Source organism: Bacillus sp. Medicinal_06, from assembly GCF_056711665.1.
The window spans coordinates 25206-38399 of record NZ_JBWYHD010000023.1 but is presented as its reverse complement, the minus strand read 5'-3'; the positions used below and the strand labels follow the sequence as shown (position 1 = coordinate 38399).

Genomic DNA, 13194 nt, shown 5'->3' with positions numbered 1-13194 from the left:
CACGATATAAATAACACCATTTTCCTTTGACTTTTATATAGGTTTCATCTAGTTTCCAAGATAATGGAACGTTTTTATTTTTCTTCTTCCAAATTTGATAGATAAGATTTCCATATTCATGAACCCAGCGCATAATGGTTGTAGGATGAACGGAGACACCACGTTCTCTTAGGATTTCAGATACATCACGATAGCTTAAAGAAAAACGACAATAGTAGCCCACGGCTACCAAAATAATATCCTTTTTAAACTGTTTTCCTTTACAATACCGCATATATCATTCTCCTGCTCACACTTTTTCTACAGGTTATCTCAGTTTAGAAATCTTTGCAACAGAACCCATATAAGGATTTTCGAACACTTTTGATAGACTAAAATCTTTAAAATTATATATATCTTTGCAACAGAACCGAATTTATCCATCAATTGTTTGAACTTGTAGTATAAGATACAATTCTGTTAGGAGTATATGCATTTTATTCTTTTTTTTGCACCAAAACCGAATAAAGAAGCTACAATAAATTAAACCTACAATTATAATAGTAGCATTTGCATGTGTAGAGGACTATCTTATAAAATATAGTTAAGAACAGAAAGACAGGGAGAGGAAACCCATGTCCACAAAATTAGTAAATTTACGGATTGATTTCGCTTTTAAACAGTTATTTGGAACGAAGGGAAATGAAGAGATTTTAACTGGATTTCTAAACGCCATCCTAGAGGAATCTTTAGATGCACCTATTGTATCTCTACAACTAGAAGATCCACATCTTCATAAATCTTATGAAGATGATAAGTTATCCATATTAGACTTATTAGCAACACTAGATAATGGAACACAAGTTAATATCGAAATTCAATTACGGAACACACATGATATGGTAAAACGATCTTTATATTACTGGAGTAAACTCTATACATCCCAAATGCAAGAAGGTATGCCGTATCGTTCACTTCGGAAAACAATTACCATTAATTTATTAGATTTTATATTATTCTCCCAAGATGATTCATTTCACACCATAGGACAATTATGGAATCCTAAAAAGCAACAGATACTAAGTGATGATATTGAAATTCATTTTGTAGAAATTCCAAAGTTGGTCAAACAATGGCGTGAAGAAAAAGTAAATCCATGGGAAAATGCATTGGTTCGCTGGATGTTATTACTACCAGCACATGAAGATGAACATTTAACTCAAACATTGGAGGAGATTGCAATGAATCAAGATCCAATCTTACAAAAGGCAATGAGTAAGTGGGAAAATATGAGCCATGACTCTTCTTTCAGAACAGCTTATGAAGCTCGTGAAAAGTTACTTCTAGATGAGCAAGCCAAGTTGGCACACGCTCGTGAAGAAGGAAAAATCCAATTAATCCGTGGTATGCATAAGAATGGTATGCCATTAGAAGACATTGCAAAATTCACAGGTCTAACTACGGAAGAAATACGAAAATTATTATTATAATACATGTAATTAAAAAGCTTTGCGTGATTTTTCGCAAAGCTTTTTAATTACATCCTCTTTCTGTTATTACTTTTTTATAAGCTGTATTTGAAAAATATCTGATTCCGTTATACCTAACATCTTCATTTCTTCTTTAAATGTTCGAGATGGTTCAACTTTAATGGTCTTTGTACTATGATTTCTTAATGTATACACTCTGATAAAATACGATACCTGATGTTTCTTTTCCTCCATAATACATTCCTCCATCATATACAGTAAAAAGGGTTCTGGTGCAAAAACTTCAAAATAATTGCAAGTAATCTCTAAATCTTGGACATACTGATACTAGTACTCTAAAAAAGGACGTGATCAGTATGGAAAAGCAAAATCTATTTAAATGGAAACATTATCAACCTGATATTATTTTATCAACCGTGAGATGGTACCTACGGTATAATTTAAGTTTTCGTGATGTAGTCGAAATGATGGAAGAACGCGGATTATCCCTTGCTCATACAACCATCATGCGGTGGGTTCATCAATATGGTCCCGAATTAGATGAGCGAGTACGGCGTCACCTTAAATCAACTAATGATTCTTGGCGAGTCGATGAGACGTATGTGAAAGTCAAAGGGCAATGGATGTACCTATATCGTGCCGTTGATTCAAAAGGAAATACAATTGATTTTCATTTAAGCAAAACAAGAGATCATAAGGCTGCAAAGCGCTTTTTCAAGAAAGCTTTGCGGTCTTTTCATGTTTCAAATCCCCGTGTTATCACAGTAGACAAGAACCCAGCATATCCTTTAGCAGTTGCTGAGTTGAAGAAAGAGAAAAAGATGCCCGTAGGCATCCAAATTAGACAGATAAAATATCTGAATAACATTGTGGAACAAGATCATCGTTTTATTAAAAAGAGAGTTCGTTCAATGTTAGGATTGAAATCTTTCCGTACAGCCAAATCTATTCTTTTCGGAATGGAAGCGATGCATATCATTAAAAAAGGACAACTTGCTTTACGAGACAAGTCTGTCCAAAATCAAGTGAAGTTCATTCATCAACTCTTTGGGATAGCTGCATAAGAACAGATTCCATTAGGAATCTATATACCTCTTTCAAATGGATATAACCTTTGCACCAGAACCTTTTGTAACCTTTACTGGCATTGCAGTAATAACTTTATTAATTCAGTTCATTTATTATTATTCAAATTGGAAAAAATCTTTTAAGTAACTTTTCTAATAGTTTTATAAATAAAAAGTTTCTTCAGAAGATCTGGAGGGACTTTTTGAGATTTTTAAATACATGGACTACTGATAAGTGTTGTTATGCTAATTGTTTTTAAAATTTCTTTCTTAGTTAAATTAGATTCTTTGCATGAGAATGAAACAATATGGGATATTAAAAACATTAAAGAAAATATAAACGTATTACTTTACATTCTTATGATAAGATTGCATAGTAATTTACTATAAAGTATTCATATTGATAGGATATTCTTATCAGAAGGAGAGTGGGGATTGTGAGAGAAACTTGTGTTCCGACTGGCGTAGAACTAAAAAACACTGGTTTTGGATATACGTTATCCTTAATAGGTGGTAAATATAAAATGATTATTTTGTATTGGTTGTCTGAAAATAAGGTTATGAGGTTCAATGAGCTGAAGCGATGTATTGGGACTATTTCCTTTAAAACACTAAGTGTTATGTTAAAAGAACTTGAGGAAGATGGTCTTATTATACGTAAAGAATTTCCCCAAATACCTCCAAAAGTTGAATATTCATTATCTAAACGTGGTTGTTCACTTATTCCATTGTTAGATATGATGTGCGAGTGGGGAGAGAAAAATAGTTTTCAAGCTCTAGAAGATGTAAAAAAATAGGCATAGTGTAAAAGGAAGTACCTTCTTCTTTAGAAGGTACTTCTTATTTTAATTTTTATAAAAGTTACCTATTACATATTATCAATGAAATTTAGATAATCTTGGGTACTTTTTTCTATTTCACTTACAGATGGCTCAAATTCTGCTCCATAAAACGCAAAGAACGAACGATAGTCTGCCTTACAATAGATGGCTGTCATCTCAAACGGACACAACACTTGTTCAAGGGTATAATAGTATCTTCCAGCTTCACTATAATCCACATTTTTGATCCCGGCAGATACACCTAAAGCAATTTTACGATTCTTTAATCTATCTCCTTTTGAACCATAAGCCCATTCATAAAGGAAAACATCATCCAGCCACTTTTTTAAGAGAGGAGGACAGTTGAACCAATATACAGGAAATTGGAAAACAAGGTTCCCATGAGTTTCAACCAATTTTTGTTCTTTTTCCACATCTATGTTCTCATCAGGATAAACCTTATGCAATTCGTGCACAGTATATTTTTCTGGATATTTTTTTAATTCTTCTACCCATCGCTTATTAACAACAGATGTTTCTAAACTTGGGTGTGTTACGATAACAAGAGTTTTCAATGTTTCTTCCTCCTTAGGCTGATTTCATTTTTATTGTAAAGTTCAAGCTAAAAATATGTAAGTACGCACTTTTAGTACAGGTACTTACATAAAGGTAAGTACCTGTAATTTGCAGTCTTTTTTTATCGTGCCAAATGACCCATAAACTGATGCAAGGGAAAGAAGGGTTCTGTTGCAAAGATTTCTAAACTGAGATAACCTGTAGAAAAAGTGTGAGCAGGAGAATGATATATGCGGTATTGTAAAGGAAAATAGTTTAAAAAGGATATTATTTTGGTAGCCGTCGGCTACTATTGTCGTTTTTCTTTAAGCTATCGTGATGTATCTGAAATCTTGAAAGAGCGTGGTGTTTCAGTTGCTAATTCAACTCTAATTCCCTTTGAAAATAGCAATCATTATCCATTCTTAGAAGAACAAGAGAGATTCATAAATACGATTCATGAGTTTTATAAAACATTATAACTTTCGCTAAGGGGATTATGTAAAAAAGCTAGCGTAGATCTAGTTTTTTCTCATTTGTTCATCTATATTCTAACATCCTTATTTAGGAGTCACCATACATCACCATCAAGCTAATATAAGCAAATACCCGAAAACGAAAAAAGTGAGGTGTATTCACAAAAATAAATTTTACACATCGTTGACTATTGATAATGAGACGTTATGTTAATCTCACATGTATAGGATATACATTGGTTTTAACGTATCTAATAAAGGCCTTTTGTTAAGGAAAACTTGTTATAATATTCTCAAGTGGAAAGTGCAATTTATGGGAGGATAGACCACAATGCCTGAACCAAATATAAAAATAAAAAAGATATGGGAAGATACCAATTTTTTTGAATTGAATTTTGACTTTACTGGATTTTATGGCACTGCGAGCATTAACCTATATACCACCAATGAAGAACTCGAAGATTTAAAAGAGGGAATAATCAAGTTTTCCACTTTTAAACTACATGAGTTTCAATGGGTTTCAGGTGAGGATATAGACAATGTAACTCATTTCTTATCCATGAGATTCTTCTTACATGATAAAAGAGGCATTGTAGGTATAGAGGTAGTAATTGACAATAAGCAATCAAAGCCTTATTGGATGCGTTCAAATCTGTTTATTCTTACGGAACTTAATCAAATTGATGATTTTATAAAAAAAATAGAACAATTAATTAGTGAGGAAATTACTGAGTTGGAAGGCATAATTCCAGTCTGACAGGGATAATTTTTGTAGGTAAATTACATATATTAACTTCCGCTAACGTGCGTTATGTAAAAAGGGGGGAATAAACAACATGGGGATATATGAGTATTTAGATCAAATACAAACTGAGTTATTGGATCATTCATGGCAGGAGATTGAAGTGAAATACTATGATCTGTGTTCTAAACTGGCAGAAGAAGAACAAGCAAAACGAATTCGAAACATAGATTTAGACCCATTCCAAAATAAACTGAACGATACCCTCTACACCTCAATACATACAGCTGATAAACATTCAGCAGCAGCTATTTATTTTGAATATGATATGGATAATGATTGGCAAAGTGTATTTTTTATCTGTAATGATTACACGGCGTTGTTGGAGGAAGGTGACGATTGGGCAAGTGATTGGATTAATGAGGTTGAAGTGCCTAATTTAAATGGATTTGCAAGGATTTATGCTGAAAGTGGATATCATGATTTAGCTCCATCACATGAATTTTATAAATTTATGCACTCAGGACAAATGCTAAGTTATCGATACTTTACTACGTTACATCAAAGTAAGCATACAGGCTTTGATGCTTTATTTCCTTTTACACCAAAACAAGAATTTGTTAAGGTTATGCCTAATTGGTGGGTTAACTGAAATAATTAATGTAGGCTCAAAATAAATTTCAACGGTTATTAATATAAATTAGCACATTTAAACAAAAAGTAATTCGTTTTGATTAATCTTTTTTTCAAAACGGAATTACTTTTTTTGTTTAATGAGGTAGCACGCCATCGCTTTCAAGTTTAGAAATACATTCTTCCCCAAAACGAAAAAAATGAACTAAATTCCTACGAACAACTAGGGGTCCCGCCCCACATCCATCAACCTAAAAATTTATAGTGCCCATAGAATGAAATTTTGTGTTCACTTGTAACAAAAAAGCACATTCTTTCTTTTTAGGGTGTTTACTTTTCTTAAATTGCTGGTTTATAAAGAATTTTTGATTAAATGCTATTTAAAATTTACAGTTACAAAAGAATCTGCGATTGAGGAGCTTAAAGATTTATTGATCTAAATCTAAATTTCTTTAGTTATATCATACTTTAATAATTGTCGATGGTCATAAAATTTCTCAAAAATAAGACCCATTAAATAGAAAAAGAATAAACCAAAACAAATGTGAATGAGTGTAAATTTAACTCCAAATGAGGCAAATTCATATACAATAACCGGTAATTTTGCGGTTGTCCAAACTCCTAAAAAAAATACAATGTATCGTATGCTCGCTCCTTTTTTTAATAAAAGTGACGCAATGGGAAAAGCTACGTAGAGGGGTCCGGCTGCAATTCCTCCTAATAATAGGGAGAATAAGATGCCATAGATTCCAGATTTTTCCCCCATATATTTAATTAATGTTTCTTTCTTTACCCACTGGTCAAGCAACCCTACGAATATTAAGACAGGAGGAAGTAGAAACAGCATATCTAAAATACTTTTTCCTGTTAATTGAAATGCATTCCATCCTAACGATTGATTTATAAAAGTCAATATAATGAGTCCCAATAGTAAAATGAAAAAGAAACGATACCTTTTTAATTCATTCATACCATCACCACCCAAATAATATACGAGAATATGAGAGACATTAACAATGCAGATGCATTACGAGCATAAGCAAAACCTCGTCCAAATATCTTTTGTTCCATCGGTAAAGTTGTGATTCCTACGGACATTAATGTAGACATTAATACCGCAACTTGAGGGAGGCCCGCACCATTTTGGACTAATGTATTTCCAAGAGGAAACACAACAAAGCTTGGAATGAGTGCAACAGAGCCAATTATTGCAGAATAAACAATACCCATGAATCCAGATTTTTCCCCAATGATGGAAGAAATGAAGGAAGGCGTTAATATAGATAGTGATAGTCCAACAAAAAGCATAATTGATAGCATGGAAGGTATCAGATTACGAAACATTTTCCATGACTTTAATAGAGCATCTTTTGTTTTATTTCGATCTTTTATAAAAGAAATACTGGTAAGAATAATAGCTATAGTGTAAAGGATAGTACTATTAATCATGATTATACCCCTTCCATTTTTTGTATTTATTTAAGAAAAATGATAAGTTTTTAATTTTTTCTTCAATATCTATTTGAAACTCTTCTAATTGTTCTTTTCCCACTGTAGTAATTTTGTACATCTTTCTCGGCTTATCTTGATCAGATGTGTCCAAATAAGATTCAACAGCACCTTCTTTTTCTAATTTTTTGAGTGTACGATATATGATGGCACTATCAATTGGATTGATGGGAAGTTCTTCCTCACATTTCTGCAGAAGTTTTCCTCCATAACTATCTCCCTCTGTTAAAAACAGTAAAAGAAATGCACCTGTATGTCTCCCTGTATGTTTCATAAAATATCTAACCTCCTAGATTAAATGTAAAAAAAATTTTGTCATCATAACATTAACAATATTACTGTTAGTAACATTATACTGTCGTTAACAGTAATGTGTTACTAACAGTATAAATTCAATATAATGTCATGTCAATTCTAAAATATGCAACATGTCTTTTATCTTTTTCGTTCTGGGGGAATTGTATTTTCTTAGCTTGATAGTGATGTGGCGGTACCCCATGCCCATCAACTTAAGAGGTTTTAATACCCCAAAAACGGAAATTTTGTGTATTTTTCTCTTTTTTATTGTTTTGAGGTAACTAGCTCTTTTAGCTTGATAGGCATGCAGCTGAACCCCTAAAATGGTTTTTATTGTATATTTTTGAACATTCGTGCTAAAATATAACCATGAGTATAAAAAATAAAACAAACAACCAAAAAGAAATGTCATTTATTGAAAAAGCCCGTAGAGCTCAGATTGTGGAATGTGCGATTGATACACTTGCTGAAGTGGGTTATGCGCAAGCCTCTTTAGGACAAATCGCTAAACGCGCAAAAATAAGTAAGGGGGTTATTTCTTATCACTTTACAAACAAAGAGAAACTTCTGGAGCAAGTTATAACTGATTATTATATAGCATGCCAGTCCTTTATTTGTTCGCAAATTGAAGCTCAAACGACTCCAAAAGGAATGCTCCAAACGTATATTAAATCTAATCTGAAATTTACAGATGAACATCGTAAGCATGTATTCGCTGTTATAGAAATTGTTTCAAATGAAAGAACAGATGAAGGGAAACTTCGGTTTGCAGCAGACTATGATGAAACTATTTTTCTTCCCATTGAAAATATTCTACGTTTAGGGATGCAAGAAGGAGTGTTTCGAGATTTTTCTAAAACGTCTTTAAGGGTGATGACGTTAACAATCAGGCATGCCATAGATGGATTTAGCCTAGAGCTAATGAGAAATCCCGATCTTAACGTTAAAGATTACACTAACGAACTTATCACAATCTTTGATCGGGCAACTCAAAAGTAACATATTACCCTAATGAGGGAGGAAGTATATGATATTTTATGAGGTTATTTGTTTTTGTTGTAAAAATGTATTTCGAGTATATGAAGGAACTGAAAAATATAAGCAATTTAAGAAAAATAAGAAAGGGAAATATTGCTGTGACGAATGTGGTCATAAAATAAGACTTGAAGCAATAAAACATTTTTTTAGATAGTGTTACTATCTACTACTCACTTTTGCTAGTAGGGGTCACCATACATCGCTATCAAGCTAAAATAAATTTGTATCCATATAAACAAAAAAAGCTATTCTTTTTGTAGAAATATACAGAAAGGATGGCATTTTTGTATGAATCTATCGATTCAGGATGAGTTTCATTTATTCGCTGAAGAACTACAGCGATATCTATCCCCACATATTCTTCAACAACTTGCACAAGAGGCAGGTTTTGTAAAACGTAAAAGCAAGTATGGTGCACAAGATTTGACTGCTTTTCCCTTTTAATCCAAAATAAACTAAATGATTCTTCTCAAATCTCAAACCAATACATTTCTTATTTTCAACGTATACGTATTTTAGATGCTACTATTTTTCAAGTACCCAACCATTTAGCTTCTATTTATCCTGGTTCAGGAGGATGTGCACAGACAGCTGGTATTAAGATTCAACTAGAGTATGATTTACATAGTGGGAAATTCCTCAATTTTCAAATGGAACCAGGTAAAAATAATGATAAAACCTTTGGTACAGAATGTTTGGATATCTTACGACCAGGAGATTTATGTATTCGAGATTTAGGATACTTTTCTCTAAAAGATTTAGACCAGATGGATCAGCGAGGGGTATTCTATGTTTCGCGGTTGAAATTAAATAATAGAGTATATGTTAAAAATGAATCTCCAGAATTCTTTCGGGATGGGTCAGTAAAAAAGCAATCTTTATATGCTTTACTTGACCTTGAACATATCATGCATCAGATAAAACCAGGAGATACTTATGAAATTCGAAATGCCTATGTTGGACAACAAAAATTACCCTCACGAGTTGTAATATACAGACTCACATCAGCTCAAGTTCATAAACGTAGGAAACAGCAAACTTATGTTGAAAAGAAAAAAGGGGTTACATACTCTGAAAAAAGTAAACGTTTAACAGAAATCAATGTTTATATTACCAACATCCCATGGGAAATTGTTCCGATGGAACATGTTCACGAGATTTACTCTCTACGTTGGCAAAAAGAGATTGTATTTAAAACATGGAAATCTCTTTTTGGTATCAATCATTGTCACAATATTAAGCGAGAGCGTCTAGAATGTCATCTTTATGGACAGTTAATCGCTATTTTTCTATGTTCTTCCACTATGTTCAAAATGCGACAGCTGTTACTACAGAAAAAACAAAAAGAATTAAGTGAATATAAAGCAATTTATATGATTCAAGATTATCTGCAACTAGTGTATGAATCTATACAAAAAGACACCCAAGAAGTATCAAAAATTTTCCTTCATCTGTTTGACCTCTTACAGAAAAGCGGACGGAAATCGCATCGATATGAGAAAAAGACAGTCTTTGATATTTTAGGTGTCGTTTATCAGTGTACTGTATCCAATCTAAAGCAGAAAACTGCATAATATTTAAAAATACACCTTATCAAGGTTTATTTGGTATGCGTATTTTTAAGAACAAATAAACAAATTATCAAGCATGTAGGCAACAAGAACGGAAGTTCATGAAAGACCCACCCTTAGCTTGATGGGCATGTGGCGGTACCCAAAATAAGGCTTACGAGTGTCTCTTATGACTTGTCTCAAAATCCTTATCGCTGTTAAGTTATTCATTTTTAATGATATAAACAACTTACCGTTGTAAATCCGCATTTTCGAGACGCTACCCATATATGTAAAATTGCATGAAAACACTTAATAATATAATGATATTATCTAATAGATCAGCGCTAGTATTTCATGTATTATGTCGAAACCCTATAAAAAAATGAATAGTCAACTAAAGATAGGCACTCGAAAGAGTGTCTTTTCTTTATAAAAAATCCCCACACAACGTGCAGGGAACAAGTGTAAAACAATATCTTAGATAAACACCATCAAAATAATACATTTATTATCCAATAGCAAAAGACCACCTATTTCCGTAGATGGTCTCTGCCTCTTCAGCTTTATTGTACACATTTAAATTATACTGCTAATCGCGTACTATATTGTTATGCAATTGTGCATAAATTCTATTTTTAATATAGTAATAGTGAAAAATATCTATACTAAACTTTGGGAATATTCCGCATAAAGATTATCAATTTACTGTATATTCTGTCAATGTTAAGATTTAAGTGTAATGTATATCTGTTTGAACCATGTCCCCTAATACAAGGTTTGAATAGTCATCTCAATACGCGAGAACAAACAGAGAAAAGGCACCTAAAGGTGCTTTTTCTTTATGAAAAAAACTCACACAATGTGTAGAGTTTAAGTACCATCTTTATATTAAAATCAAAATTATTATTAAACTAAAGATAACTATTTTTATAATTATACTTATCTCCCTTTTTGGTCTTTTACCTAGTCACCTTATATCTGTACCATCTGGAAGATAAAAAGTAGTACGAGGCATTTCTTTTATTTTATTCCAATCAAAATGCCAACGATTAAAAGCATTAGCACTTACAATCCGTCGCTTTACTTGTGTACGACCATTTTCCCAATCACGCAAATATACAGTAGGATTATCTTTATATTTGAATAGAAAAGTTCCTTCGCAAAGAGGTGGTCCTGTAGGATAATTTTGTAGGCCCACTGGAATTAACCCTTTCCAATCTCTAAAAATGCCATGATAAACAGCCGTACTAACAATTAAACGAATTCTTCCATGATCTACGAGATAAACCTCGGGCCTTATAGGATCTTTTACTCGCGATCCATTAGATACTGGTGGCCGAAAAAAAATTTCTTGTGGATTCTCAAATTCAGTAGACTGTTGTCCAGTTGAATATTGAACAGGTACATAATTATAATAACTATCATAATAATACATTAACATTACCCCCTTTAAGTTAATACAAAATATGACATGTAACCATCGACGGACTTAAAGGACAAAATAAAAAGGGCTGCCTAAAAATAAGCACCCTTTTTATTTATTAAAAAATTCCCACACAATGTGCAAGGACTAAAGAAGGCTGTTCAGTTGGATGAGTCAAGCCCTTTTTAGACAGCCTCTTGTTACATTAATCAAGAATTTTCGTTTAGGCTTAGAATTTTTTTGGTAATTTCATTTCTTTCAGTACTTGTAAAAGTCATTAGTTTTGGAGCTGAAGGGAGGTTGAAATTTACATGAGAATGAGATAATTCAAAAAGAAAAGTACCAATTAATTGTTTATTTTGGTTTTCAATGACAATCCAAAAGACACGCTTTTCATGATCAGGCGTTCCCCATTTTGCTTTTTCAATAGAATTTCTAAAATTTAAGCACCCAGCAATAATAAAGTCATCTTCTTTTGTTTTTTCAGCAGACTGAAAACCTGCTTTCTCAAGCTCTTTCCATGCTGGAGGAAGTAGTTTATCTAAGTACATACCATATGTGGCATCTTCGTACTCAGGAAACAATTTTTGGAATTTCTCAATGGTATCTGCAAGAACTTCTTCCCAATGGTCCTTTAAATAACCAGATACTTTTTGTCCTAACTCTTCAATTGACATTTCGGGTTGAATGTTTAATTTTGACACTGAGATCCCTCCGCCATTTTTTATTACTTACTCCTTAATCTTATAACATTAAAGTCAATTATAAGGTTTTTAATTGCATATACTTATTTTAGAGGGTATTAAATGATAAACTTTATAATGAGTTTAATGTTGGTGGGGATGAAAAAGAATGAAGAATAATATAAGACCTATTGATATTGCAAAAAGGTTAAATGTGAGTACTCGCACTTTAAGAAGTTACGAAACAAGGGGGATTATCCCAGCCACAGAAAGGTTGGGTACAGGATATGGAATCTATACGGAGGAACATTTAGCATAATGTATAGTAGCCATGTCACCGGGGGTTGGAATGGAGATAACAACAGCTGTACTAAAAAAACTGCAACAAAAAAAGCTGAATTCTGCACTCTGGATAATCAACGAGATACAAGCAGCCAACTATCAAGAAAACGAGTTAGCTACTAGAATAATAAAAGACCTAAACGATATCGTTGATTCCCAATCGGTAGCAAATAACTTAATGACAATTGGAGAGGTAGCAAACAAAGCAAAAATCTTTACTTCTACTATACGATATTGGGAAAAGGAGGAGTATGTTAATTCAAAGAGAGGTGAAAATAATTATCGCTACTTTAATTCATATCAACTTATTAAAATTTTATTAATGAAGCTTACGCAAAACGCTGTGTATTCAAACGAAATTGTTCAATTAAAAAAATCTATTAGAAATTTGGAGGAATACAATATTGAAGGGGCAAAAAGCATTGTCGAGGAGTGCCAACAGCATTTAAATAAACGGAATCAAGAACAGTTACATGGGTTATATTTTTTGCATCGATTATGTGAAAAGTTAGGATTAAAATAACTAAGAATTAATATGGGATTTTTCACACGTCCGCCGAAAAAGGGGAATAAAGAGTACTGCCCA

General features: G+C 32.7%; 17 protein-coding genes and 2 pseudogenes. 11 read left to right on the top strand and 8 right to left on the bottom strand.

The genetic code is table 11. The annotated features are described in order from the left end of the window. On the bottom strand, nucleotides 1-274 hold a 274-nt coding region (locus tag AC1M36_RS26800; RefSeq protein ID WP_479846427.1), incomplete at its 3' end, for an IS6 family transposase. A gap of 340 nt (nucleotides 275-614) precedes the next feature. Here AC1M36_RS26800 and AC1M36_RS26795 point away from each other — a divergent pair. Beyond that, on the top strand, nucleotides 615-1469 hold the full coding sequence (locus tag AC1M36_RS26795; protein WP_431613441.1) for an Rpn family recombination-promoting nuclease/putative transposase: 855 nt from the start codon (nucleotides 615-617) through the stop codon (nucleotides 1467-1469). Between the two features lie 66 nt (nucleotides 1470-1535). Here the strand turns inward: AC1M36_RS26795 and AC1M36_RS26790 are convergent, their stop codons facing one another. Next, nucleotides 1536-1703, bottom strand: a complete 168-nt coding sequence (locus AC1M36_RS26790) for a hypothetical protein (RefSeq protein ID WP_336454499.1) — start codon at nucleotides 1701-1703, stop codon at nucleotides 1536-1538. Nucleotides 1704-1825: 122 nt separating this feature from the next. Between AC1M36_RS26790 and AC1M36_RS26785 the strand changes: the two genes are divergently transcribed. Both AC1M36_RS26785 and AC1M36_RS26780 read left to right on the top strand, forming a co-directional pair. Then, nucleotides 1826-2533: an IS6 family transposase gene (locus AC1M36_RS26785; RefSeq protein ID WP_336454500.1), complete on the top strand. Its 708-nt coding sequence runs from the start codon at nucleotides 1826-1828 to the stop codon at nucleotides 2531-2533. A 440-nt stretch (nucleotides 2534-2973) separates the two neighbouring features. Next, entirely contained in the window at nucleotides 2974-3333 is a 360-nt protein-coding gene (locus AC1M36_RS26780) for a winged helix-turn-helix transcriptional regulator (protein ID WP_017154591.1), read from the top strand. Nucleotides 3334-3404: 71 nt separating this feature from the next. Here the strand turns inward: AC1M36_RS26780 and AC1M36_RS26775 are convergent, their stop codons facing one another. Beyond that, on the bottom strand, nucleotides 3405-3932 hold the full coding sequence (locus AC1M36_RS26775) for an NAD(P)H-dependent oxidoreductase (RefSeq protein WP_336454501.1): 528 nt from the start codon (nucleotides 3930-3932) through the stop codon (nucleotides 3405-3407). 267 nt (nucleotides 3933-4199) lie between these two features. Here AC1M36_RS26775 and AC1M36_RS26770 point away from each other — a divergent pair. The 3 genes and pseudogenes from AC1M36_RS26770 to AC1M36_RS26760 all read left to right on the top strand — a co-directional run. Beyond that, nucleotides 4200-4304: pseudogene (locus AC1M36_RS26770) on the top strand (IS6 family transposase); the annotation flags it as partial. A gap of 415 nt (nucleotides 4305-4719) precedes the next feature. After that, nucleotides 4720-5145, top strand: coding sequence for a hypothetical protein (locus AC1M36_RS26765; protein WP_336454502.1), 426 nt, complete (start codon nucleotides 4720-4722; stop codon nucleotides 5143-5145). A 79-nt stretch (nucleotides 5146-5224) separates the two neighbouring features. Continuing rightward, entirely contained in the window at nucleotides 5225-5782 is a 558-nt protein-coding gene (locus AC1M36_RS26760; protein ID WP_479846426.1) for a hypothetical protein, read from the top strand. 423 nt (nucleotides 5783-6205) lie between these two features. Here AC1M36_RS26760 and AC1M36_RS26755 read toward each other — a convergent pair whose 3' ends face one another. The 3 genes from AC1M36_RS26755 to AC1M36_RS26745 are packed head-to-tail and all read right to left on the bottom strand — an operon-like array spanning nucleotide 6206 to nucleotide 7546. Then, complete coding sequence (locus AC1M36_RS26755; protein WP_479846425.1) at nucleotides 6206-6733, bottom strand: permease; 528 nt, start codon at nucleotides 6731-6733, stop codon at nucleotides 6206-6208. Then, nucleotides 6730-7212, bottom strand: a complete 483-nt coding sequence (locus AC1M36_RS26750; protein ID WP_336454505.1) for a hypothetical protein — start codon at nucleotides 7210-7212, stop codon at nucleotides 6730-6732. Before AC1M36_RS26750 ends, AC1M36_RS26755 begins: the two co-directional genes overlap by 4 nt. After that, the gene (locus AC1M36_RS26745; protein ID WP_336454506.1) at nucleotides 7205-7546 is read right to left on the bottom strand and encodes a PadR family transcriptional regulator; all 342 of its coding nucleotides are present in this window, start codon (nucleotides 7544-7546) and stop codon (nucleotides 7205-7207) included. The genes AC1M36_RS26750 and AC1M36_RS26745 overlap by 8 nt, the downstream gene beginning before the upstream one ends. A gap of 392 nt (nucleotides 7547-7938) precedes the next feature. Between AC1M36_RS26745 and AC1M36_RS26740 the strand changes: the two genes are divergently transcribed. From AC1M36_RS26740 to AC1M36_RS26730, 3 genes and pseudogenes are all read left to right on the top strand, one after another. Then, a complete protein-coding gene (locus AC1M36_RS26740; RefSeq protein ID WP_336454507.1) occupies nucleotides 7939-8568 on the top strand; it encodes a TetR/AcrR family transcriptional regulator in 630 nt (209 codons plus the stop codon). Between the two features lie 28 nt (nucleotides 8569-8596). Beyond that, nucleotides 8597-8761, top strand: coding sequence for a DUF2197 domain-containing protein (locus AC1M36_RS26735; RefSeq protein ID WP_336454508.1), 165 nt, complete (start codon nucleotides 8597-8599; stop codon nucleotides 8759-8761). 134 nt (nucleotides 8762-8895) lie between these two features. Next, nucleotides 8896-10181: pseudogene (locus tag AC1M36_RS26730) on the top strand (IS4 family transposase). 946 nt (nucleotides 10182-11127) lie between these two features. Here the strand turns inward: AC1M36_RS26730 and AC1M36_RS26725 are convergent. After that, complete coding sequence (locus AC1M36_RS26725) at nucleotides 11128-11595, bottom strand: hypothetical protein (protein WP_479846424.1); 468 nt, start codon at nucleotides 11593-11595, stop codon at nucleotides 11128-11130. A 197-nt stretch (nucleotides 11596-11792) separates the two neighbouring features. Next, a complete protein-coding gene (locus AC1M36_RS26720; RefSeq protein WP_336454320.1) occupies nucleotides 11793-12287 on the bottom strand; it encodes a DUF6022 family protein in 495 nt (164 codons plus the stop codon). A gap of 148 nt (nucleotides 12288-12435) precedes the next feature. Between AC1M36_RS26720 and AC1M36_RS26715 the strand changes: the two genes are divergently transcribed. Together AC1M36_RS26715 and AC1M36_RS26710 are read left to right on the top strand one after the other, a co-directional pair. Further along, the gene (locus tag AC1M36_RS26715; RefSeq protein ID WP_479846423.1) at nucleotides 12436-12585 is read left to right on the top strand and encodes a MerR family DNA-binding transcriptional regulator; all 150 of its coding nucleotides are present in this window, start codon (nucleotides 12436-12438) and stop codon (nucleotides 12583-12585) included. Between the two features lie 30 nt (nucleotides 12586-12615). Next, nucleotides 12616-13131: a MerR family DNA-binding transcriptional regulator gene (locus tag AC1M36_RS26710; protein WP_336454321.1), complete on the top strand. Its 516-nt coding sequence runs from the start codon at nucleotides 12616-12618 to the stop codon at nucleotides 13129-13131. Nucleotides 13132-13194: the final 63 nt, after the last annotated feature.